This is a genomic window from Burkholderia sp. BCC0405 (genome assembly GCF_902833075.1).
Taxonomy (GTDB): Bacteria; Pseudomonadota; Gammaproteobacteria; order Burkholderiales; family Burkholderiaceae; genus Burkholderia.
Genome location: NZ_CADFEO010000016.1, coordinates 133,766 through 155,890, shown reverse-complemented (window position 1 = coordinate 155,890; position 22,125 = coordinate 133,766). Strand labels below are relative to the sequence as shown.

General features: G+C 67.5%; 19 protein-coding genes, 1 other RNA gene and 1 pseudogene. 12 read left to right on the top strand and 9 right to left on the bottom strand.

The genetic code is table 11. The annotated features are described in order from the left end of the window. The first annotated feature begins 13 nt into the window (after positions 1–13). The 6 genes from purH to HWX36_RS25070 all read left to right on the top strand — a co-directional run bounded on the left by purH (position 14) and on the right by HWX36_RS25070 (position 6,457). The gene (gene purH / locus HWX36_RS25095) at positions 14–1,579 is read left to right on the top strand and encodes a bifunctional phosphoribosylaminoimidazolecarboxamide formyltransferase/IMP cyclohydrolase (protein WP_175955731.1); all 1,566 of its coding nucleotides are present in this window, start codon (positions 14–16) and stop codon (positions 1,577–1,579) included. Positions 1,580–1,730: 151 nt separating this feature from the next. Then, complete coding sequence (gene ruvC, locus HWX36_RS25090) at positions 1,731–2,273, top strand: crossover junction endodeoxyribonuclease RuvC (protein WP_175955729.1); 543 nt, start codon at positions 1,731–1,733, stop codon at positions 2,271–2,273. Between the two features lie 154 nt (positions 2,274–2,427). Beyond that, the gene (ruvA, locus tag HWX36_RS25085; protein ID WP_175955727.1) at positions 2,428–3,009 is read left to right on the top strand and encodes a Holliday junction branch migration protein RuvA; all 582 of its coding nucleotides are present in this window, start codon (positions 2,428–2,430) and stop codon (positions 3,007–3,009) included. A 119-nt stretch (positions 3,010–3,128) separates the two neighbouring features. Beyond that, the gene (ruvB, locus tag HWX36_RS25080; RefSeq protein ID WP_175955725.1) at positions 3,129–4,199 is read left to right on the top strand and encodes a Holliday junction branch migration DNA helicase RuvB; all 1,071 of its coding nucleotides are present in this window, start codon (positions 3,129–3,131) and stop codon (positions 4,197–4,199) included. A gap of 24 nt (positions 4,200–4,223) precedes the next feature. Continuing rightward, positions 4,224–5,177: an oxygenase MpaB family protein gene (locus HWX36_RS25075; RefSeq protein WP_175955723.1), complete on the top strand. Its 954-nt coding sequence runs from the start codon at positions 4,224–4,226 to the stop codon at positions 5,175–5,177. A 152-nt stretch (positions 5,178–5,329) separates the two neighbouring features. After that, complete coding sequence (locus HWX36_RS25070) at positions 5,330–6,457, top strand: ParB/Srx family N-terminal domain-containing protein (RefSeq protein ID WP_175955809.1); 1,128 nt, start codon at positions 5,330–5,332, stop codon at positions 6,455–6,457. A 59-nt stretch (positions 6,458–6,516) separates the two neighbouring features. On the opposite strand, the gene HWX36_RS25065 is transcribed toward HWX36_RS25070, so the two are convergent. The 3 genes from HWX36_RS25065 to tyrS are packed head-to-tail and all read right to left on the bottom strand — an operon-like array spanning position 6,517 to position 8,899. Further along, positions 6,517–7,179 (bottom strand): histidine phosphatase family protein, encoded by a 663-nt coding sequence (locus HWX36_RS25065; protein ID WP_175955722.1) that lies wholly within the window; start codon positions 7,177–7,179, stop codon positions 6,517–6,519. A 23-nt stretch (positions 7,180–7,202) separates the two neighbouring features. Then, positions 7,203–7,661, bottom strand: a complete 459-nt coding sequence (dtd, locus tag HWX36_RS25060) for a D-aminoacyl-tRNA deacylase (protein WP_048251602.1) — start codon at positions 7,659–7,661, stop codon at positions 7,203–7,205. Then, positions 7,658–8,899, bottom strand: a complete 1,242-nt coding sequence (gene tyrS, locus HWX36_RS25055) for a tyrosine--tRNA ligase (RefSeq protein ID WP_039361454.1) — start codon at positions 8,897–8,899, stop codon at positions 7,658–7,660. The genes dtd and tyrS overlap by 4 nt, the downstream gene beginning before the upstream one ends. Positions 8,900–9,041: 142 nt before the next feature. On the opposite strand from tyrS, the gene HWX36_RS25050 reads away from it, so the two are divergent. Beyond that, positions 9,042–10,190, top strand: a complete 1,149-nt coding sequence (locus HWX36_RS25050; RefSeq protein ID WP_175955720.1) for an anhydro-N-acetylmuramic acid kinase — start codon at positions 9,042–9,044, stop codon at positions 10,188–10,190. Between the two features lie 113 nt (positions 10,191–10,303). On the opposite strand, the gene erpA is transcribed toward HWX36_RS25050, so the two are convergent. From erpA to rplM, 3 genes are all read right to left on the bottom strand, one after another. Continuing rightward, positions 10,304–10,675: an iron-sulfur cluster insertion protein ErpA gene (erpA, locus tag HWX36_RS25045; protein WP_011350956.1), complete on the bottom strand. Its 372-nt coding sequence runs from the start codon at positions 10,673–10,675 to the stop codon at positions 10,304–10,306. 218 nt (positions 10,676–10,893) lie between these two features. After that, complete coding sequence (gene rpsI / locus HWX36_RS25040; RefSeq protein ID WP_011883283.1) at positions 10,894–11,286, bottom strand: 30S ribosomal protein S9; 393 nt, start codon at positions 11,284–11,286, stop codon at positions 10,894–10,896. A gap of 11 nt (positions 11,287–11,297) precedes the next feature. Next, positions 11,298–11,726 carry a 50S ribosomal protein L13 gene (rplM, locus tag HWX36_RS25035; RefSeq protein ID WP_009687896.1) on the bottom strand — a complete coding sequence of 143 codons (429 nt, stop codon included), beginning with the start codon at positions 11,724–11,726 and terminating at the stop codon, positions 11,298–11,300. Positions 11,727–12,037: 311 nt separating this feature from the next. Here rplM and HWX36_RS25030 point away from each other — a divergent pair, with 311 nt between their 5' ends. Then, positions 12,038–12,343 (top strand): DUF1090 family protein, encoded by a 306-nt coding sequence (locus HWX36_RS25030; protein ID WP_175955718.1) that lies wholly within the window; start codon positions 12,038–12,040, stop codon positions 12,341–12,343. A gap of 410 nt (positions 12,344–12,753) precedes the next feature. Beyond that, positions 12,754–13,218, top strand: a complete 465-nt coding sequence (locus HWX36_RS25025) for an OsmC family protein (protein WP_175955716.1) — start codon at positions 12,754–12,756, stop codon at positions 13,216–13,218. A 70-nt stretch (positions 13,219–13,288) separates the two neighbouring features. Here HWX36_RS25025 and rnpB read toward each other — a convergent pair. The 3 genes and pseudogenes from rnpB to pyrC form a co-directional block, all read right to left on the bottom strand. Then, an RNA gene (gene rnpB / locus HWX36_RS25020) (RNase P RNA component class A) lies at positions 13,289–13,700 on the bottom strand. A 12-nt stretch (positions 13,701–13,712) separates the two neighbouring features. Then, positions 13,713–13,966, bottom strand: a pseudogene (locus tag HWX36_RS25015) (DUF3025 domain-containing protein); the annotation flags it as partial. Positions 13,967–13,979: 13 nt separating this feature from the next. Continuing rightward, positions 13,980–15,044, bottom strand: a complete 1,065-nt coding sequence (gene pyrC / locus HWX36_RS25010) for a dihydroorotase (protein ID WP_046544943.1) — start codon at positions 15,042–15,044, stop codon at positions 13,980–13,982. Positions 15,045–15,249: 205 nt separating this feature from the next. On the opposite strand from pyrC, the gene HWX36_RS25005 reads away from it, so the two are divergent. From HWX36_RS25005 to HWX36_RS24995, 3 genes are all read left to right on the top strand, one after another. After that, a complete protein-coding gene (locus HWX36_RS25005; protein ID WP_175955714.1) occupies positions 15,250–16,161 on the top strand; it encodes a class II glutamine amidotransferase in 912 nt (303 codons plus the stop codon). 128 nt (positions 16,162–16,289) lie between these two features. Continuing rightward, positions 16,290–16,604 (top strand): hypothetical protein, encoded by a 315-nt coding sequence (locus tag HWX36_RS25000; RefSeq protein ID WP_175955712.1) that lies wholly within the window; start codon positions 16,290–16,292, stop codon positions 16,602–16,604. 197 nt (positions 16,605–16,801) lie between these two features. Further along, a complete protein-coding gene (locus HWX36_RS24995) occupies positions 16,802–22,072 on the top strand; it encodes an autotransporter outer membrane beta-barrel domain-containing protein (protein ID WP_175955711.1) in 5,271 nt (1,756 codons plus the stop codon). Positions 22,073–22,125 lie beyond the last annotated feature (53 nt).

The window sequence follows — 22,125 nt, the reverse complement described above, 5'->3', positions numbered from 1 at the left end:
TGGTGGTTCCATCATGATCAAGCAAGCGCTCATTTCCGTTTCCGACAAGACCGGCATCGTCGACTTCGCGAAGTCGCTGTCCGACCTCGGCGTCAAGCTGCTGTCGACGGGCGGCACCGCGAAACTGCTCGCCGACGCGGGCCTGCCCGTTACCGAAGTGGCTGATTACACGGGCTTCCCGGAAATGCTCGATGGGCGCGTGAAGACGCTCCACCCGAAGGTGCACGGCGGCATCCTGGCTCGCCGCGACCTGCCCGAGCACATGCAGGCGCTGGAACAGCACGGCATCCCGACGATCGACCTGCTCGTCGTGAACCTGTACCCGTTCGTCGCGACGATCGCGAAGGACGACTGCACGCTCGCCGACGCGATCGAGAACATCGACATCGGCGGCCCGACGATGCTGCGCTCGGCCGCGAAGAACCACCGCGACGTGACGGTCGTCGTCGATCCGGCCGATTACGCGGTCGTGCTCGATGAAATGAAGGCGAACGGCAATGCGGTCGGCTATGCGACCAACTTCCGCCTCGCGACGAAGGTGTTCGCGCACACCGCGCAATACGACGGCGCGATCACGAACTACCTGACGAGCCTGACCGACGAGCTGAAGCACGCATCGCGCAGCGCGTACCCGGCGACGCTGAACATGGCGTTCGACAAGGTGCAGGACCTGCGCTACGGCGAGAACCCGCACCAGAGCGCCGCGTTCTACCGCGACCTCGCGACGCCGGCCGGCGCGCTGGCGAACTACCGCCAGCTGCAGGGCAAGGAACTGTCGTACAACAACATCGCCGATTCGGACGCGGCGTGGGAATGCGTGAAGACGTTCGACGCGCCGGCCTGCGTGATCATCAAGCATGCGAACCCGTGCGGCGTCGCGGTCGGCAACGATTCGGCCGACGCGTACGCGAAGGCGTTCCAGACCGATCCCACGTCGGCCTTCGGCGGCATCATCGCGTTCAACCGCGAAGTCGACGAAGCGGCCGCGCAAGCGGTTGCGAAGCAGTTCGTCGAAGTGCTGATCGCTCCGTCGTTCTCCGACGCCGCGAAGCAGGTGTTCGCCGCGAAGCAGAACGTGCGCCTGCTCGAAATCGCGCTGGGCGACGGCCATAACGCGTTCGACCTGAAGCGCGTGGGCGGCGGCCTGCTCGTGCAGTCGCTCGACTCGAAGAACGTGCAGCCGCACGAGCTGCGCGTCGTCACGAAGCGCCACCCGACGCCGAAGGAAATGGACGACCTGCTGTTCGCCTGGCGTGTCGCGAAGTACGTGAAGTCGAACGCGATCGTGTTCTGCGGCAACGGCATGACGCTCGGCGTCGGCGCAGGCCAGATGAGCCGTGTCGATTCCGCGCGCATCGCGAGCATCAAGGCGCAGAACGCGGGCCTGACGCTGGCCGGTTCGGCTGTGGCATCGGATGCGTTCTTCCCGTTCCGCGACGGCCTCGACGTCGTCGTGGCGGCCGGCGCGACCTGCGTGATCCAGCCGGGCGGCTCGATGCGCGATGACGAAGTGATCGCGGCAGCCGACGAGCACAACATCGCGATGATCCTGACGGGCGTGCGCCACTTCCGTCACTGATCGCGCGCGGCCCGCGCGGCCGCTGCACGACAACCCGGCGGCGCTGCACCCGCCGGGTTTTTTATTGCGCCGCGCCCTCGTACGCGGCCGTGCGGCCAGCGCACCGCACCATTCGTTGTAGTATCGCTGCATCAGGCTTTTCTCCCTACCCATGCGAATTCTCGGCATCGACCCCGGCCTGCGCGTCACCGGCTTCGGCGTCATCGACGTCAGCGGCCACCGGCTCGCGTATGTTGCGAGCGGCGTGATCCGCACGCCGACCGCCGACCTGGCCACCCGCCTCGGCACGATCTTCCAGGGCGTATCGACCATCGTGCGCGAGCATGCCCCCGACCAGGCCGCGATCGAAAAAGTGTTCGTCAACGTGAACCCGCAGTCGACGCTGCTGCTCGGCCAGGCGCGTGGCGCCGCGATCTGCGGCCTCGTCGCGGGCGGCCTGCCCGTGGCCGAATACACGGCGCTGCAGCTCAAGCAGGCGGTGGTCGGCTACGGCCGCGCGACCAAGACTCAGATGCAGGAAATGGTCACGCGGCTGCTCAACCTCTCCGGACAACCGGGCTCCGACGCGGCCGATGCGCTCGGCATGGCGATCTGCCACGCGCACGGCGGCGACACGCTCAGCGCGCTCGGCGGCCTCGCGCCCGCGCTCGCGAAGAAGGGGCTGCGCGTGCGGCGCGGGCGGTTGGTCGGCTGACACCGGCGCGCCCTCACGCGGCACGCCGGATCGGCCGCCGCGCCAGCGCGCGACGCACTTGCGACGCGCATCGCCCCGGCCCGATGGCCGATCCCGTCGGCATGGCGCCGCGCGTGCGCTACACTCGCGCTTTCTTCCTCGTATCCCGCCATCCATGATCGGTCGCATCGCCGGCATCCTGCTCGAAAAGAACCCGCCTCACCTGCTCGTCGACTGCAACGGCGTCGGCTACGAAATCGACGTGCCGATGAGCACCTTCTACAACCTGCCGCAAACGGGCGAGCGCGTCGTGCTGCTCACGCAGCAGATCGTCCGCGAGGACGCGCATCTGCTGTATGGCTTCCTCACGCCGCAGGAGCGCACGACCTTCCGCGAGCTGCTGAAGATCACCGGCATCGGCGCGCGCATGGCGCTCGCCGTGCTGTCCGGCATGAGCGTGCAGGAACTCGCGCAGGCCGTGACGATGCAGGACGCCGCGCGCCTCACGCGCGTGCCCGGCATCGGCAAGAAGACGGCCGAGCGCCTGCTGCTCGAACTGAAGGGCAAGCTCGGCGCCGATCTCGGCGCGCTCGCCGGCGCCGCATCGCAGTCCGACCACGCGACCGACATCCTCAACGCGCTGCTTGCGCTCGGCTATTCCGAAAAGGAAGGCCTTGCCGCGATCAAGAACGTGCCGGCGGGTACCGGCGTATCCGAAGGCATCAAGCTCGCATTGAAGGCGCTGTCGAAGGTGTAACGCCCGCTTGACGCGCCGCCAACCGGTGCGTTGAAGCCAGTGTCGCGCGGCCGCGCGGCGCTCGCCAGTCGGCCGTTCGGCCAGGTAGGCGGGACAGCGGCGCGCGGTACAATGGCCGCATGATTGAAACCGACAAACTCGCCACCGAGCAGCGGATCATCGCCGCCTCACCCGCCTCGTCGCACGAGGAGGTGTTCGAACGTGCGCTGCGGCCGCGCCAGCTCGACGACTACGTCGGCCAGGAAAAGGTGCGCGGCCAGCTCGAGATCTTCATCGAAGCCGCCAAGCGCCGCTCCGAGCCGCTCGACCACGTGCTGCTGTTCGGGCCGCCGGGCCTCGGCAAGACGACGCTCGCACACATCATCGCGCGGGAGATGGGCGTGAACCTGCGCCAGACGTCGGGCCCCGTGCTCGAGCGCGCGGGCGACCTCGCGGCGCTGCTGACGAACCTCGAAGCGAACGACGTGCTGTTCATCGACGAGATCCACCGGCTGTCGCCGGTCGTCGAGGAAATCCTGTATCCGGCACTCGAGGATTACCAGATCGACATCATGATCGGCGAAGGCCCGGCCGCGCGCAGCGTGAAGCTCGACCTGCAGCCGTTCACGCTGGTCGGCGCCACCACCCGCGCCGGGATGCTGACCAACCCGCTGCGCGATCGTTTCGGAATCGTCGCGCGCCTCGAGTTCTACGACGCCGACCAGCTGTCGCGCATCGTGCGGCGCTCGGCGTCGCTGCTGAACGCGCAGATCGATCCGAACGGCGCGCTCGAAATCGCGAAGCGCTCGCGCGGCACGCCGCGGATCGCGAACCGGCTGCTGCGCCGCGTGCGCGATTTCGCGGAAGTAAAAGCCGACGGCCAGATCACCTCGGCCGTCGCCGATGCCGCGCTCGCGATGCTCGACGTCGATCCGGTCGGCTTCGACCTGATGGACCGCAAGCTGCTCGAGGCGATCCTGTACAAGTTCGACGGCGGCCCGGTCGGTATCGACAACCTCGCGGCGGCGATCGGCGAAGAGCGCGACACGATCGAGGACGTCCTCGAACCGTACCTGATCCAGCAGGGCTTCCTGCAGCGCACGCCGCGCGGTCGCGTCGCGACGCTGCTCACGTATCGCCACTTCGGGCTTTCCGTACCCGACACCGGCCGCACCGAACGCGGCGAGTGGGATACCCCCGACGGGAAGTAACCCGTCGCCCGAGCCGCACCCGCCATGACGACACCGCCCAGCTCCCACCCTGCCGCACCCGCGCCGGGCCCGCGCTGGGCCGAGCCGATCCGCAAGCGGCTCGTGGCCGGCGTCACGCACCTGACAGCGGGCGGCGGCGGCCCGTCACTCGACCTCTCTTCGCCGCCGGGAGACCCGGGGCTGTTCGGCCCCGATGCCGTCTGCTGGCGCGTGCATGCCGACTTCACGTCGATGATGACGGGCGGCATCGCCGCGCTGCTGTTGCAGGCGCTCCACCCGCTCGCCCTCGCGGGCGTCTGGGATCACTCGTCGTTCCGCACCGACATCCTCGGCCGCCTGCGGCGCACCGCCACGTTCATCACGGGGACGACGTTCGGCAGTCGCGCGGACGCACTCGCGCTGATCGAGCGCGTGAAATCGATCCACGCGCACATATCGGGTACCGCGCCGGACGGTCGGCCATACCGCGCGGACGATCCGGCGCTGCTGACCTGGGTGCATGTCGCGGAAGTGTCGAGTTTCCTCGCCGCGCATCTGCGCTACGTGAATCCGGCGCTGCCGGGCGAGTTGCAGGACCGCTACTACGCCGAAACGGCATTGATCGCCGAATTGCTCGGCGCACATGAGGTGCCCCGTTCGCGTGCCGAGGTGGCCGCCTATCTCGCGCGCATGCAGCCCGCGCTCGAGGCCGGGCCGCGCACGTTCGACGTGATGTCCATCCTGCTGAACGTGCCGGTCGCGAAGCCCGCGCTGCGGCCGGCCGCGTCGCTGGTGATGCATGCGGGAATCGACCTGCTGCCGCCGTGGGCGCAGCGCATGCTCGGCGTATCGGCGTTCGCACCGCTGCGACGCGCGGTGGTCCGGCCCGGCATACGCGTCGTCGCACCCGTGCTCCGCTGGGCGCTCGTGAACGGCGCGTCAAAACGTGCGCGCCGCCGCGCCACTGCGACACCGCCCGACGGCACTCCGCCAGCCTGACGATCCGCTTCCTCTTATTATTTCAATTTACTGTCAAATACCTGTGACAAGCTGACGGGCTTGCACCCGCGCACGGTCGCACGTGCCGTACGTCACGCCTGCCCGTGACCCGCGCGGTGTCCCGCCAACCCGACCGACACCCGATGCCAGCGATGCCACGCCTGCCGATCCGTTTCGCCCTTGCCGCCAGCCTGTTCACCGTCTTCGCCCTCGCCGCCTGCGGAGGCGACGATGTCGCCGCCGTCGCGCGTTCGGACGCACAAACGCCTTCTGTCGGCACCCCGACCACGCCGGCCCCCACGCCGCCCGCCACCGTCACGCCGCAACCGGGCAAGTGGAAGGCCGCTCGCGCGGGCGACCTGATCGACGTGACGCTCGGCGACCTCCACCCGACGCAGGGCGCAATCGGCTACGACCAGATTTACTACAAGCTCGGCCGCTACGAACTGCAACCCGACAAGAAATTCGACGACTTCTGCGCGGACGAAGGTCTCGGCGGCGTCGCTTCGGGCGGCTACACGGCCAGGTCGACGCTGCGCGAGCCCGCGAGCTACACGTGCGCGACGACCGACGCGAACGCCCGCGACCGCTCGGTGCTGAACCCGGTCGTGATCGGCCCGAACGGCGATGCGCTGTACTTGACCGACGGCCACCACGGCCTGTCGACCTACTACGAGACGCCCGACGGCGGCCCGACGCTGCACGTGCACGTCGTCGTCAAGGACAACCTCAGCGACTACTCGGGCGATGCGTTCTGGCAGCAGATGCAGAGCCGAGGCTATCTGCGCCTCAAGAACGGCGACGGCAACGCGATCACGACCGCGCAACTGCCGACCGGGCTCGGCCTGAAGCTCGGGATGACGAACGACCGCTACCGCTCGCTCGTCTATTTCACGCGCGACATCGGTTACAGCAAGCCCGCACAAGCCACCGACTACCTCGAGTTCTACTGGGCCGACTGGCTGCGCGCGCAACCGGGCACGTTCGCGCTCGCCGGCTATGACCTGACGCGCGCCGGCACGACCGACCCGGATCCGGCGAAGGCCGACACGGGCTACCTGAACGCGGTCTGGAATGCGTCGACGCGCATGGTCGCGGCCACGGACCCGGTGATCGATGGCAAGACGGGCGCCGACCTCGGGCGCGCGGACGCGATCAACGGCGGGAAGAAGTACAACAAGGGAGAATTCGACAAGCTGCGCCAGCCGATCACGGCGGACAAGCCCGGCAAGATCGCGTACGCGCTCGACTACAAGACGCGCCACGCACTGCCGCAATAAGCCGCCAGCGCCGCGCAGGAAGAAAGCCCCGGCCGGCGACGCCGGACGGGGCTGCGGGCTCAGAGTACCTTGCGATACCCGTCGTCGTCGCTTGCGGCGTCCAGGTGCGACACGTCGGCCCACTGCACGATCTGCGCGCGGCCATCGACGTAATCGACGACGTTGATACTCGTATTGAGCAGCGGATAGTTGCGCGGTGCCGACAGTTCGATGCCGTTCGCAAACCGGTACACACTGTCGAGCACGCCGCCATGTGCGACGCACGCGATCCGGCCGCCCGGATGCTCGGCCACGATCGGTTCGAGCGCATGCAGCACGCGGTGGTAGAACTCGCGCTGCGACTCGCCGCCTTCCGGCGCAAAGCCGGGGTCGCGCGTCTGCCAGGCAGCGTAGGCGTCGGGGAACAACGTCTCGATCTCGGCGCTGTCGTGCCCCTGAAACTGGCCGTACGAACGTTCGCGCAGCCCTTCTCGCAGCCGCGGCGAAAGCCCGAGCGCGTCGGCGAAGGGCTGCGCGGTCTGCTGCGCGCGCATCAGGTCGCTCGAATAGATCGCGTCGAGCCGTGCGCCGTCACGCGCCTCACGCGCGAGCCTCACGGCAAGCCGCTGCGCCTGCTCGAGGCCCGTTTCGGCCAGCGGGATGTCGATATGACCCTGGATACGCTTGATGCGATTCCAGGCCGTCTCGCCATGGCGGATGAAAAGAATCTGCGTGGTGGCCATCGCGGCGCGTCTCCGGGGAAGAATCAGGGCCGCACTTGCAGCCAGAATGTCACGGGGCCGTCGTTGACGAGCGACACCTGCATGTCGGCGCCGAACTCGCCCGTCTCGACGACCGGATGGCGCGCACGCGCGGCCGCGACGAAATAGTCGAACAGCCGCGCGCCTTCGTCGGGCGGCGCGGCCGGCGTGAAGCTCGGACGCAGCCCGCTGTTGGTATCGGCCGCCAGCGTGAACTGCGACACGAGCAGCAGGCCGCCTGCGCGGCCCTCGCCATCGATATTCGACACCGGCAGGTTCATCTTGCCGGCGGCGTCGCTGAACACGCGATAGCCGAGCATCTTCGCGAGCAGCTTGTCGGCCGCTGCGTCGGTGTCGCCACGCTCCGCGCAAACCAGCGCGAGCAGGCCCGCGCCGATCTCGCCGGTCGTGCGCTCGCCGACGCGCACGTCGGCGCGCTTCACGCGCTGGATCAGCGCGATCATGCGGTCAGCGTGACGCGTGCGAAGCGGCGCTTGCCGACCTGTACGACGAACTCGCCGGCTTCGACCTTCAGGCCCTTGTCCGACACGGTCGCGCCATCGATCTTCACGCCACCCTGCTCGATGTTGCGCAGTGCCTCGCTCGTCGACGGCACGAGGCCGGCCTGCTTCAGCAGCTGGCCGATCGCCAGCGGCGCGCCCGCGAGCGTGACCGACGGAATGTCGTCCGGTACGCCGCCCTTCGCGCGGTGGTTGAAGTCCTCGAGCGCACGCTCGGCGTCGGCCTGCGAGTGAAAGCGTGCGACGATTTCCTGCGCGAGCAGCACCTTGAAATCGCGCGGGTTGCGGCCGCCTTCGATCTCGCGCTTGAAGCCGGCGATCTCGTCCATCGGGCGGAACGACAGCAGCTCGAAGTAACGCCACATCAGCGTGTCCGAGATGCTCATCAGCTTGCCGAACATGTCGTTCGGATGCTCGCTGATGCCGACGTAGTTGCCCTTCGACTTCGACATCTTCTCGACGCCGTCGAGGCCTTCGAGCAGCGGCATCGTGAGAATGCACTGCTGTTCCTGGCCGTACTGCTTCTGCAGCTCGCGGCCGACCAGCAGGTTGAACTTCTGGTCGGTGCCGCCGAGCTCGAGATCGGCGTTCAGCGCGACCGAGTCGTAGCCCTGCATCAGCGGGTACAGGAATTCGTGGATCGAGATCGGCACGCCGCCCTGGAAGCGCTTCGTGAAATCCTCGCGCTCGAGGATCCGCGCGACCGTGTAGCGCGACGCGAGCTTGATCATCCCGTCCGCGCCGAGCGGCATCGACCATTCGCTGTTGTAGCGGATTTCCGTCTTGTCGCGGTCGAGCACGAGCGCGGCCTGCTCGAAGTAGGTCTTCGCGTTCGATTCGATCTGCTCGCGCGTGAGCGGCGGGCGCGTCGCGTTGCGGCCCGACGGGTCGCCGATCAGCGACGTGAAATCGCCGATCAGGAAGATCACCGTGTGGCCGAGGTCCTGCAGCTGACGCATCTTGTTCAGCACGACCGTATGGCCGATGTGGATGTCAGGCGCGGTCGGGTCGAGGCCGAGCTTGATGCGAAGCGGCGTGCCCGTCGCCGCGCTGCGCGCGAGCTTCTGCGCGAACTCTTCCTCGACCAGCAGTTCGTCGACGCCGCGCTTCGTGACGGCGAGCGCATGCCGGACTTCGTCGGTGATCGGGAAAACGGGCTTGGAACTGGGTTCGGTGCTCATCGGTGCCAGGAAGAATGTCGCAAAGACAGGGATTTTCCCATAACTTGCGCGCCCATCGCTTAACGGCGCGTCACGTTGCGCGGATAATCGGGCGCAAGGCGCGCGGCACCGGCCCGCGCCGCACGATCCAGGAGAACCCAACGTGCCGCAACGACAGCCGCAACACGCCCATCCGGCCGACGGCATCTACTTCGGGCTGATGTCGGGAACCAGCATGGACGGCGTCGATGGCGTCGCCGTCCGTTTCGAGGCCGGCAAGGCGCCGAACGTGCTCGCGGAAGCGTTCGTCGGCTTCGCGCAATCGCTGCGCGACGCGCTGTTCGCACTGCAGCAGCCCGGCGATGACGAAATCGACCGCGAGTCGCTCGCGGCGAACGCGCTGGTCACGCGCTATGCGGTGTGCTGCCACGAATTGCAGCGCAAGGCCGGCCTGTCGCGCGACGAGATCCGCGCGATCGGCGTGCACGGCCAGACCGTGCGTCATCGCCCCGAGCGCGGCTATACACGCCAGATCAACAACCCGGCACTGCTCGCCGAGCTGACCCAGGTCGACGTGATCGCCGATTTCCGCAGCCGCGACGTCGCGGCAGGCGGCCATGGCGCGCCGCTCGCGCCGGCCTTCCATGCCACGGTGTTCGGCGCGCCGGGCGAGGCGCGCGTCGTCTGCAATCTCGGCGGGATCAGCAACATCACGATCCTGCCCGGCGAAGGCGGCGACGTGCGCGGCTTCGACTGCGGCCCCGCGAATGCGCTGCTCGACGAATGGGCGACCCGCCATCTCGGCAAGCCATACGACGACGGCGGCAAGTTCGCCGCGCGCGGCACCGTCCATGCGCCGCTGCTCGACGCGCTGCTCGACGAGCCGTATTTCGCCGCACCACCGCCGAAAAGCACCGGGCGCGACCTGTTCAATCCCGCATGGCTCGACGCGAAGCTCGCCGCGTTCGCACAGCTCGCGCCAGAGGACGTGCAGGCGACCCTCACCGCGCTCACCGCCGTGTCGGTCGTACGCGAGATCGCGCAGCACGCGGCGGGCTGCAAGGCCGTGTTCGTATGCGGCGGCGGCGCACGCAATCCGGTGCTGCTCGACGCGCTTCGGCATGCGCTGGACGCGGCCGGCGTGCCGGCCACGGTCGATACGACGGACGCACTCGGCGTGCCGCCGCAGCAGGTCGAAGCGCTCGCATTCGCGTGGCTCGCGTACCGCTTCGCCGCACGCCAGCCCGGCAATCTCGCGACGGTCACCGGGGCGGCCGGCAACCGCGTGCTCGGCGCGCTCTATCCGCGCTGACGCGACGCCTGCCGCACGGCGGGCGCCGCATCGCCATTGCGCGCGGGCATTAAAAAACGGGGCATGAAGCCCCGTTTTTCATTCCGGCGAACCGGCGCGGAATTGCCGTGCGCTCAGACCGAGAACGACGAGCCGCACCCGCAGGTGGTGCTCGCGTTCGGGTTCTTGATCACGAACTGGGCGCCGTTGAGGTCATCCTTGTAGTCGATCTCGGCGCCGACCAGGTACTGGTAGCTCATCGAGTCGATCAGGAGCTGGACGCCGTTCTTGTTCATCACGGTGTCGTCCTCGTTGACTTCCTCGTCGAACGTGAAGCCATACTGGAAGCCGGAGCAGCCGCCGCCCTGCACGAACACGCGCAGCTTCAGGTCGGGATTGCCCTCTTCGTCGATCAGTTGCTTGACCTTGTCGGCCGCGGCGTCGGTGAAGACGAACGGAACCGGCATTTCGGCCGTCGTTGCTGCGGATTCGGTAACAGCGTTCATTGCGAACTCTCCAAAAAGCTTTAGCCGCTATTGTAGGGCCGATCAGAAGATCGTGCTGATGTCCATGAAATCAATAGGTTCTTGTCGATTTCATCAAACGCGCCCGCGCGGGCCGCGGCGGCACGCGCCTGGAAACGGACATAAAAAAACCGCCAACGCGAACGCTGGCGGTTTTTCCGGCGGACGCCGCCCGGGAGCGGCGAGGCCATGAAGCGGAATTAACGCTTCGAGAACTGCTTGGCGCGGCGTGCCTTGCGCAGACCGACCTTCTTACGCTCGACTTCACGTGCATCGCGCGTGACGAAGCCTGCGTTCGACAGCGACGGCTTCAGCGTCGCATCGTAGTCGATCAGCGCACGGGTGATGCCGTGGCGCACTGCACCTGCCTGACCCGTTTCGCCGCCGCCGTTGACGTTGACCTTGATGTCGAACGTCTGGCCGTGGTTCGTGAGTTCCAGCGGTTGACGCACGATCATCAGCGACGTTTCGCGCGAGAAGTAGTCAGCGATGGGCTTGCCGTTGACGATGATGTCGCCCTTGCCAGCCTTGATGAAGACACGTGCGACTGCGCTCTTGCGGCGGCCCGTACCGTAGTTCCAGTTACCGATCATGTGGGCTCCCCTTAGATCTCGAGCGCTTTCGGCTGTTGAGCCGAGTGCGGATGCGTCGCTTCAGCGTAGACCTTCAGCTTCTTGATCATTGCGTAGCCGAGCGGGCCCTTCGGCAGCATGCCCTTGACCGCTTTCTCGAGCGCGCGGCCCGGGAAGCGTTCTTGCATCTTGCCGAACGTCGTTTCATAGATACCGCCCGGGTAACCCGAGTGACGGTAGTACTTCTTGTCCAGAGTCTTGTTGCCCGTGACCTTCAACTTGCTTGCGTTGATGATGATGATGAAATCACCAGTGTCGACGTGCGGGGTGAACTCAGGCTTGTGCTTGCCGCGCAGACGGCGTGCCACTTCGCTGGCAACACGGCCGAGAACCTTATCCGTCGCGTCAATCACGTACCATTCGCGCGTCACCTCATGGGCTTTTGCGGAAAACGTCTTCATGATCGATCCAAAAAAATTGCTTTGCCCGATGTGTTCTTCCTGCTTGTCTGTGTGCGCTTCGAGGCGCGGTGCAGGCTCTCCCTGTTCTTTTTCCGTGGGCATGAATGCGGAAAAGCCCTGAATTATAAAGGAAATACGGCAACGCGGTCAAAGGGAATCCGCTTCCCGTGCCCAAGGCGGCCGAAATGGGCCAAAATCCGTTCGTGCCCCGACAAGCCAGGCGAACCGAGCGCCCGGGGAGGCACCCATCGAAGCGCGGCGCATGACCCGCCCGCGCCAGACCGGCCGAATACGGAAAACAACAAACAAGCATGATGAATCAACGACTTACGCCCTTCCTTGCGGCCGCGCTGCTGGCCGCCGCGGCGCCTGCTGCCGCCGCCGCCCGCGCCGACTGCGAAGCCAAGCTCGACACACTCGATACGCGCATTGCCGAAGCCCGCGCCGCCCATGCCGAGGATCGCGTCGCCCGCCTGCGCGCAGTGCGCGAACGCGTCCGCCACTTCTGCGCACGCGGGGGCCACGCGTCGGCCGTCCACGCGCCGGCACCTGACGTACGCTCGCCCGGCACGCCGTCCGGCACGACATCGCAGCCGGCTGCAAAGCAGCCCGTTTAACGATGCCGAGGCGCGCAAACCGCGCGCCGATGCTTGCATGGGACGAAAAAAAGCCCGAACGGATGGTTCGGGCTTAATCCACCATAGGAGGAGGGTGGAGGAGACATTCGGAGGTTGCCGCAGCGCGACAACCAATGAGGCTCATTATACGAACGCGCCGCCGACTCCACAAGAAAATTTGCATTACGAAATCAAATACCATAATGCGGAATTTCTCGCAGCGCGTTTGAAAAATGTGTTTTCCCTTTAAAATCAATCGCCTGGTTCCGGAAAGCTGGCTCAGGAATCGCCCTCTTCTAGAGCAAAACCCCTAAATGCGAGAGGGAATTGGCCGTCCGGCGCGCCACGCGCGAGGCGCCGGCATTGCGCGTCGTGCAGCGCATCAGCCGACCGTTGCGCAGCGGGCTACAATGCCGGATCGAACCCGAATCAGGCAACGCTGGAGTGCAAGCATGGAATGCAAAGTAAGCTGGATGGGCCAGGACGGCATGGCGTTTTCCGCCGAGACCGGCAGCGGCCACCTCGTTACGATGGATGGCGCGCCCGAAGGCGGCGGTCACAACCTGGCGCCGCGCCCGATGGAAATGGTGCTGCTCGGCACCGGCGGCTGCACGGCCTATGACGTCGTGCTGATCCTGAAGAAGAGCCGCCAGGAAGTCAGCGGCTGCTCGGTCACGCTGAAGGCCGAGCGCGCGAGTGAAGACCCGAAGGTGTTCACTAAGGTGCACTTCCACTTCACCGTCACCGGGCGCAACCTGAACCCGTCCACGGTCGAACGCGCGATCAACCTGTCGCACGACAAGTATTGCTCCGCGTCGATCATGATCGCGAAGACGGCGGAACTCACGCACTCGTTCGACATCGTCGCTGCCTGAACGCGCGGCGAGCGCGCATGAAAAAAGCCGGCGCTCCATGGGGAGACGCCGGCCCTCTTTCACATTCGAACGGCAAAGCAGGCCGATAAGCCGGATTCTGTGCACGCTGCGCGCCGAAGCACACAACGCGTGGCAGCCATTCCTCTAGGCGCGCCATTGCTGACGCGCTCAAGCTTCCTACCCGCAGACGAGACGGGGGCCCCGTCCTGCATCCGAAAATGCGCGCCTGCCTACTTGGAATTGCTCCGGGTGGAGGTTACCGTGCCGGCGAACGTCGCCGTCGCCGCGGTGCGCTCTTACCGCACCGTTTCACCCTTACCTGATCCCGGCTTGCGCCGGGCCATCGGCGGTTTGCTTTCTGTTGCCCTGTTCCGCGTGTCGCCACGGATGGCCGTTAGCCATCACCCTGCCCTGTGGAGTCCGGACTTTCCTCGCCCCCGCGCGCCCGAAGGCGGCGAGGCCGCGACTGCCTGGCCTGCTTTGCGACGCGCATTCTAGCACTGCGCGCCGCCGCCGGCAGCACGCGAGCGGCCGCCGCTGCAAAACACGGCCGGATCGTCGTAGAACGCAACCTCGGCATTCGCGTCGCACCCACCCGGCGCGCCGAGCCCCGGGAGCGATGCGAGCGCGCGGCCCGTCAGTGTGCGCGCCGCGAGTTCGGCCGCAACGCGCGGGTCGACACACGCGATGCGTTGCGCGTCGGACCACGAAAATGGTCGGCACTCACTTCGATGCCCCACGTGTGCGCGGCGGCGTGAAGGTCACGCCAGTTTCCAACCGATCGTCTCGCCGCCGCGCAGCGGCACGACGGGCGTATCGCCCGCGAAGATCTCGCGCGGCAGTTCCCATGCCTCGCGACGCAGCGTGACCGTCTCGGCGCTGCGCGGCAGCCCGTAGAAATCGGCACCGAAGAAGCTCGCGAAGCCTTCCAGCTTGTCGAGCGCGCCGGCGTGATCGAACGCTTCCGCATACAGTTCGAGCGCGTGCAGCGCCGTGTAGCAGCCCGCGCAGCCGCACGCGGCTTCCTTCGCGTCGCGCGCATGCGGCGCGCTGTCGGTACCGAGGAAGAAGCGCGGGTTGCCCGACGTCGCGGCCTCGACCAGCGCGACGCGATGCGTCTCGCGCTTCAGCACCGGCAGGCAGTAGTAATGCGGGCGAATCCCGCCGACGAACAGCGCGTTGCGGTTGTACAGCAGGTGATGCGCGGTGATCGTCGCGCCGAGCAGGCCGGGCGCCGCGTCCGCGTCGCGCACGTAGTCGGCCGCGTCCTTCGTCGTGATGTGCTCGAACACGACCTTCAGGCCCGGGAAATCGCGGCGCAGCGGCGTCATCACGCGGTCGATGAAGACCTTCTCGCGGTCGAACAAGTCGATCGACGCATCGGTCACCTCGCCGTGCACGAGCAGCGGCATGCCGGTTTCCTGCATCGCCTCGAGCGTCTTCGCGCATTTCGCGAGATCGGTGACGCCGTGGTCGGAATTCGTCGTAGCGCCTGCCGGATACAGCTTCACGCCGTGCACGAAGCCGCTTTCGCGCGCGCGGCGGATCTCGTCCGGCGGCGTGTTGTCGGTCAGGTACAGCGTCATCAGCGGTTCGAACGTCATCCCGGCCGGCAGCGCGGCGAGGATGCGCTCGCGATAGGCCTGCGCCTGCGCGGTGGTCGTCACCGGCGGCTTCAGGTTCGGCATGACGATTGCGCGACCGAACTGGCGTGCGGTGTGCGGCAGCACGGCGGCCAGCATGTCGCCGTCTCGCAGGTGCAGGTGCCAGTCGTCGGGACGGGCGAGCGAGAGCGTCGCCGGGGAGGAAGCGTTCGAGGCAGTCATAGGAGGCGTCGTGAGGAACGGCCGGGCCATCGGCGGGGCCGGATCGCGCGTGCGCGGGCCGACTGACGGCAAACCGCAACACGGGGCCTTCGGCCGGCGGAATCCGCTTTTTTCCGCTCAGGGCTCGGTGATATGCTAGAAGCCGCATTGTACCGGGGTTCGCCCGGTTCGTTACCCCCCGCCTCAGCCTGCTGCCCCAAGTAAAATGTGCCAACTCTTAGGAATGAACTGCGCCGCGCCGACGGACGTCACATTCTCCTTCACAGGTTTCGCGGCCCGGGGCGGGCTCACCGATCACCATGCCGACGGCTGGGGCATCGCGTTCTTCGAGGATAAGGCCTGCCGCCTGTTCATCGATCACCAGGCCTCGGCCACGTCGCCGATCGCCGAAATGGTGAAGCGCTACCCGATCAAGTCCAAGAACACGATCGCGCACATCCGCAAGGCGACGCAAGGCCACATCCTGCTCGAGAACAGCCATCCGTTCATGCGCGAGCTGTGGGGCCGGCACTGGATCTTCGCGCACAACGGCGACCTGCAGGGCTACGCACCGGACATGGACGGCAGCGTCTACCATCCGGTCGGCACGACCGACAGCGAACAGGCGTTCTGCGTGCTGATGCAGGGGCTGCGCGAAGCGTTCCCCGGCGCGCAGCCGCCGTTGCCCGAATTGTTCGAGCGCGTCGGCGAGTTGACGCGCGGCATCACCGATCACGGCGTGTTCAACTTCCTGATGTCGAACGGCCAGGCGTTGTTCGCGCATTGCTCGACGCGGCTGCACTACCTCGTGCGGCGCTGGCCGTTCTCGACGGCGCACCTCGTCGACGAAGACCTGTCGATCGACTTCGCGAAATACACGACGCCCGAGGATCGGGTCGCCGTGATCGCGACACAGCCGCTCACCGACAACGAGGTCTGGACCGCGTTCGAACCGGGCGAGCTGATCATGTTCCAGTGCGGCGACGTCGCCGCGCGGATGCGGATCCCGGTGCCCGAATGCGTGCTCGAGAAGCTGCGCAATCCGGCGCTCGACGCATCGGCGTCGGCACCGCGCGGCGCACGCGAGGCGCTCGCCACTGCCGCCGAAGTCGATTCCGACGACGCGATCGACTTCTGAGCCCGGCACGCCCGCGCCCTCTTCCCTTTAGCTTTTCGCCACTGCGCGGCAAGTCGATGGCCCGCCGCGTCCGATCGCGGCGGCGGCTTCGTGCGCAGGCGAGACGGCAACGCTTGCCGTCGGAGCAAATGGCCCAACCCGGCACCGACCTCGCTTCATCCGGATCACAGTCCGGTATATCAAAGCGACGCAGCACGACATTTGCCCGATTCGATTTATTTTCAAGCGAAAATAATCAAAAGACAGAAAAAAAACACGGCGCCCAGTCTGCCCATAATCTGGCGGACCGCATTTTAACGCGCCAATCCGGCGCAAACCGTACGCCACCTCACCGATCCAGCAATCGCGCCCTCGCATCGCTCAAGCCCGCCGAATCCTTATCCATCAAGGCTTTCAGTTCGATTCATCACATAACCAAAAAATACCCGATGAAAACGGCATGATTGCCGCATTTGTTAGCTTCCCGACAATCAACCGCCCGTCCGATCAATAGACTCCGCCCATCCTCGGTGTAACGAATTGCGATTGGCGGAGAAACGGCCACGGCCGCCGCGCTCCATTCACGCCATTCTCCACCGCCGGTTGCGATTTCACTGCGCCGCGGTGAAAACCACATCAAAACAAGAGAGAGGGGCTTGTCGTGAATCACTCATTTCGATCGATATGGAGCGAGACCACCGGTTGCTGGGTCGCGGTTGCGGAAACGGCACGGGCGCGCGGCAAACGTTCGGGCGGCTCATCCTGCGCGAGCCGCCGCGCCGCACACGCGACAACGCGCCGGATCTCGCTTCGCATCGCGGCAGTCGGCGCCGCGCTGGCCGCGCTGTCGGCCAGCTCCGCGTACGCATCGACGTGCGGCAGCGGCGCGGCCGTCGCGAGCGGCGGCACCTGCACGCTCGGCAGTTTCAGCCCGACCGTCAACGACAACCTGGTCGGCGCCACGACCGTGTCGGGCGGTGACCGGGTCAGCCTGACCGGCCCATGGACCGGCGCGACCGGCGACATGGGCTACACGCCGATGCCGCTCGGCAACACGTCCATCATTTCGGGCAACCCGAATCAGCCGCTGTTGACGCTCGGCGGCAAGACGCAAAGCATCGGCACCCCCGATTCGATCACGGGCGGCCGCACGTCGGTCGCCACCTACGATTCGTCCGCGTTCACTTCGTCGGTCGCAGGCTCGACCATCGTGCAGGTCTACCACGACGTGAACGGCAACCAGTACGTGAACACGCGGATCGGCACGGTCGAGAACTCGGGCGGCACGCTCGACATATCGATCGGCAACCCGGCGAACGCGCCCACGGCGGCCGGCAACGTCATGACGATCGCGGCCAAGCAGACCGACCTCGCCTACGCGGACGGCACCGGCTCGGCGCCGAGCGTCATCAACTGGAATTCGCGGAACCAGATCTGGTTCATCACCGGCGACTATCTCGCGAGCGGCGGCCCCGTCGGCAGCGTCCAGCTCGACGTGCCGACCTACGCGGGCACCTTCACCGCGTTCGACGGCAGCACGTGGACCGTCACCGACGCCGCGTCGCTCGCCGCATACAACAACTTTCTCGTGCGCTCGGTCGCGAACGGCGCGCTCGGCTCGCAGGCCGCCTACGACAACGCATTCGGCCAGGCCGTGACGCTCTCCCCGCAGACCTTCGAGTATGCGAACGACGTGTCGCCCGGCGACAAGAACGCGCTGCCCAGAAACTACCCGTCCGCGATGCACGGCACGGGCGCGAACGCGACGCTGCACATCGGCAAGGACGGCCAGATCGACTTCCGCGGCTCCAACACGATCGATGCGAGCGCCGCCGTCATCGCGGAGAACGGCGCGCACTTCATCAACGACGGACGCCTGTCGGGCGACTTTACGCTGGTGCGCCTGCTGAGCGGCGCGAGCGGCGTCAACAACGGTTCGATTTCGTCCGGCTATACGGTCGGCGACGACGTCGGCACGGGCGGCGCCGCGCGGCCCGACAACTTCGGCCTCGACACGTACGTCGAAGGCAGCGGCGTGTACGCAAACGGCGCGGGCACCACGTTCGTCAACAACGGCGTGATGAACGTCGGCGCATGGGATCTCATCCGCAACCGGCTCGACCTGCAGAACTACGCGGTGGCCGCGACCGACGGCGCGAGCGCATCGAACGCCGGCACGATCAACGTCGGCGTCAACGCGACGACGCTCGACAGCCAGGTGATCGGCGGCCTCGTCGCCGGCGGCAGCTTCACGAACGAAGCCGGCGGCACGATCTACATCGGCCGCGCAGCCCAGTACGACGCCGGCGCGCCGGAAGCCGTGAACGACGTCGCGCTGTCCGCGCACGCGTACGGCATCCTGCTCGGGGCATCGGGCACCGCGAGCAACCTCGGCACGATCGTGATCGGCTCGCAGACGCAGAACGGCGCCGCGCTGGCGAGCATCGGCTCGTCCTCCGGCACGCTGAACAACGCGGGCGCGATCGTCGTCAACGGCGCGGCGTCCGGCACGCCGCTCGCCAACGTCGGCATGCTCGCGGCCAACACGGCCGCGACCGTGACCAACACCGGCACCATCACGCTGAATGGCGTCAACGGCATCGGCATCATGGTCGTCGGAACCGGCACGACCGCGACGGCCGCGACCTCGACCGGCACGATCAACGTGGCCGGCGGCCTCGATCCCGCCTCGGGCACGCGCAACTACGGCGTGTGGGCCGAGGGGCCGCTCGCGAAAGCCACGCTCGACGGTGCGCTCAACCTGACGGGCGCCGGCGCGATCGGCGTGCATGCACGCTCGGGCGCGACGATCGACGTCGGCGCCAATGCCGTGCCCGCGTTCATGTCGGGCACCAACCAGATCGGCTTCTATGCCTATGGCGCGGGCTCGAAGATCAACGTTGCCGCGCAGCACGTCAGCGTCGACACCGACGATTCGACGCTGTTCCGCGTCGCGGGCGGCGCGGCCTACACGGGCGCGTCGACGGCCGGCGCGCTGACGACCGACGTCAACGGCCAGCGCGCGCACGGCGTGCTCGCGACCGATGCCGGCACCGTGCTGTCGACCGGCAACGCAACCTACAACGTCAACGGCGCGAACGGCATCGCGATCGCGGTCGAAGGCGGCGCGCAAGGCACGATCGATGCGGGCGCGACGATCAACCTGAACGCGGCCGGTGCGATCGCCGGTGTCGTCGACGGCCAGGCGCACGACCTCGCCGGCGCCAATGCCGGCGCACCGGTCGCGACGACGCTCGCCAACCACGCCGCCGTCACGTCGTCGACGGCCGGCGTGACGGGCTTCGTCGCACAAAACCTCGGCACGCTCGAGAATCGCGACACCGTGCTGCTGACGGGCGCCGGCTCGACGGGCGTCGCGATCGGCACGCTCGGCACCGTGAACAACCTGTCGACGATCCGCGTCTCCGACGGCACCGGCGCGCTCGTCCAGGGCGCGTCGGCGACGCTCGCCAACGCAGGTTCGATCGAGGCTGACGATGGCATCGCGGGCGTCCACCTGACGGGCACCGGCGCATCGGTCGCGCTGTCGGGCGCCGGCACCGTGATCGCGAACGGCAGCGCCGACGGCGTGCTGATCGACTCGACCGTGACGGGCGGCGGGCTCGCGGCCGGCGCGACGTCGATCGCGGTCGGCGGCTCGGGCAAGGGGATCGACAACCAGGGCACGAACGCAACGATCGCGCTGTCCGGCACGCGGATCGGCACGACCGGCGGCGGCGCCGACGGCCTGTCGTCGACGGGCGCCGGCGCACGCATCGCGGCCGATGCGGCGACCGTCGTCAGCACCACCGGCGACAACGCGCGCGGCTTCTTCGTGTCGGGCGCGGATTCGACGCTGGCGGCCAACGGCACGACCGTCGCGACGACCGGCGCGGGTTCGGCCGCGATCGTGACGACCGGCGGCGCGACCGCACTGCTGTCGGGTGCGAAGATCACCACGGCCGGCACGACGGCCGACGGCCTCGTTGCGCAGAACGGCGGCGCCATCGGCGATACGGGCTCGACGGTCGCCAGCGCCGCCGGCAACGGCGCAACCGCCGACAGCGGCGGCGTGCTCGCGTTGACCGGCACGACGCTCAAGGGCGCGACGGCCGGCATACTGGCGTCCGATACGCTCGCAAACGGCGCGACGAGCTCGGTACTCGTCGACGGCGGCAGCGTCACGTCCGTCACCGGGCCGGCCTTCGCCGTGCGCGGCGGCACGGCCGACATCGCCGTGCGCAACGGCACGGTCGTGACGGCCGGCAATGGCACGTTGCTCGACCTGTCGAACGGCAGCAACGCCACCTTCACCGCATTGGCCGTGAACCTGGCCGGCGACATCGTCTCCGACGCATCGAGCGCCGGCAACGTGTTCCTTGCGAACGGCACGACGCTGACCGGCAAGATCGATCCGGTCGCGCTGACCGTCGACAACACCAGCACGTGGCGCATGACGGGCAGCTCCGTGCTGAGCAGCCTGAACAACGCAGGCCTCGTCGCATTCGCCGCACCGACCGGTTCGCCGACGCTCGCGGGCAGCTACAAGACGCTGACGACCGGCAGCTACGTCGGCAACGGCGGCACGATCGCGCTCAACACGTTCCTCGGCGCCGACGCCTCGCCGACCGATCGGGTGATCGTGAATGGCGGCGCCGCGAGCGGCACGACGGGCCTGAAGATCGCCAACACGGCCGGCACCGGCGCGCAGACGAAGGGCGACGGGATTCCGGTGGTCGTCACGGCCAACGGCGGCACGACCACCGCATCGGCATTCCAGCTCGCGGGCCCCGTGCAGGCGGGCGCGTACGAATACCGGCTCTATCGCGGCGGGCAAGGCGACGCGAACGGCTGGTACCTGCGCTCGCAACTCGACCCCTCGGACCCCGGCGACCCGATCCACCCGTCCGGTAACGGTGACGGCGGCAACACAGGGAACGGCAACAACGGCGGCACGATCGCGTATCGCCCCGGTGTCTCGGGCTATGCACTCACGCCGCTGCTCAACGCCGACTACGGCTTCTCGACGCTCGGCAAGCTGCACGAACGCGTCGGCGACATCACCAACCTCGAAAAGCAGCAGCCCGGCAATCGCGACGGCGTGTGGGGGCGCATCGGCGGCCAGAGTCTCGACGCGAACGCGGGCCGCTTCGCGGCCGACGAGCGCACGTTCTTCGCGCAGTTCGGCAAGGACTGGACGCTCGACCAGGCGCCGAACGGCGGCGGCAGCACGCATGCGGGCGTGACGGCCAGCATCGGCGTATCGAACGCAAGCTTCGGCGACATGGCGCGCGCCGATACGGCCAACCTGTCGACGTCGACGGGCTCGGTCGAAATGCACGCGCAGGGCATCGGCGGCTACTGGACGAAGTATCTGTCCGACGGCACGTACTTCGACAGCGTCGGGCAGGTCACGCACTACGGCAACCGCTATCGCGACAGCTACGGCAACGAGGCGTCGCAGAACGGCTTCGGCGTCGCGCTGTCGCAGGAAGTCGGCAAGCCGTTCGCGATCGGCGCGCTGCCGGTCGCGGTCGAGCCGCAGGCGCAACTGATGTATCAGTACCTGAAGCTGAACGGCTTCAACGACAACGTGTCGGCGGTATCGGGCACGGCGACGAACGCGCTGCGCGGTCGCGTCGGCGTGCGCATCTTCCGGCCGAACCTCCAGTCGGATTCGGGCGGCGGTGCCGCCACGCCGTACTTCACGGCCGACGTGCTGCACGACTTCCTGTCGCCGGGCCAGACCGTCGTCGGCGGCACGCCGTTCGCCACGCATCTCGGCCGCACGTGGTACGAGCTCGGCGTCGGCGTGACCGCGGGTTTCGGCAAGTCGGGCGAGCTGTACGCGAACGCGAAGATCGCGCGCAACATCGGCGGCGATTACCGGCGCGGCATCGTCGGGCAGGTCGGCTACCGCTACAGCTGGTAACGCCTGCTGGCCGCGGACGAAAAAAAACCGCCCGGCGCTCGGCCGGGCGGTTT

Coding starts and splice junctions, on each gene's coding strand:
- ruvA (WP_175955727.1), top strand. CDS start 2,428: ATGATCGGTCGCATCGCCGGCATCCTGCTCGAAAAGAACCCGCCTCAC.
- HWX36_RS25070 (WP_175955809.1), top strand. CDS start 5,330: ATGCCACGCCTGCCGATCCGTTTCGCCCTTGCCGCCAGCCTGTTCACC.
- HWX36_RS25000 (WP_175955712.1), top strand. CDS start 16,290: ATGGCCCAACCCGGCACCGACCTCGCTTCATCCGGATCACAGTCCGGT.
- HWX36_RS25005 (WP_175955714.1), top strand. CDS start 15,250: ATGTGCCAACTCTTAGGAATGAACTGCGCCGCGCCGACGGACGTCACA.
- purH (WP_175955731.1), top strand. CDS start 14: ATGATCAAGCAAGCGCTCATTTCCGTTTCCGACAAGACCGGCATCGTC.
- dtd (WP_048251602.1), bottom strand. CDS start 7,661: ATGATCGCGCTGATCCAGCGCGTGAAGCGCGCCGACGTGCGCGTCGGC.
- HWX36_RS25075 (WP_175955723.1), top strand. CDS start 4,224: ATGACGACACCGCCCAGCTCCCACCCTGCCGCACCCGCGCCGGGCCCG.
- tyrS (WP_039361454.1), bottom strand. CDS start 8,899: ATGAGCACCGAACCCAGTTCCAAGCCCGTTTTCCCGATCACCGACGAA.
- HWX36_RS25025 (WP_175955716.1), top strand. CDS start 12,754: ATGCCGGATCGAACCCGAATCAGGCAACGCTGGAGTGCAAGCATGGAA.
- rplM (WP_009687896.1), bottom strand. CDS start 11,726: ATGAAGACGTTTTCCGCAAAAGCCCATGAGGTGACGCGCGAATGGTAC.
- rpsI (WP_011883283.1), bottom strand. CDS start 11,286: ATGATCGGTAACTGGAACTACGGTACGGGCCGCCGCAAGAGCGCAGTC.
- ruvB (WP_175955725.1), top strand. CDS start 3,129: ATGATTGAAACCGACAAACTCGCCACCGAGCAGCGGATCATCGCCGCC.
- HWX36_RS25030 (WP_175955718.1), top strand. CDS start 12,038: ATGATGAATCAACGACTTACGCCCTTCCTTGCGGCCGCGCTGCTGGCC.
- ruvC (WP_175955729.1), top strand. CDS start 1,731: ATGCGAATTCTCGGCATCGACCCCGGCCTGCGCGTCACCGGCTTCGGC.
- erpA (WP_011350956.1), bottom strand. CDS start 10,675: ATGAACGCTGTTACCGAATCCGCAGCAACGACGGCCGAAATGCCGGTT.
- HWX36_RS25065 (WP_175955722.1), bottom strand. CDS start 7,179: ATGGCCACCACGCAGATTCTTTTCATCCGCCATGGCGAGACGGCCTGG.
- pyrC (WP_046544943.1), bottom strand. CDS start 15,044: ATGACTGCCTCGAACGCTTCCTCCCCGGCGACGCTCTCGCTCGCCCGT.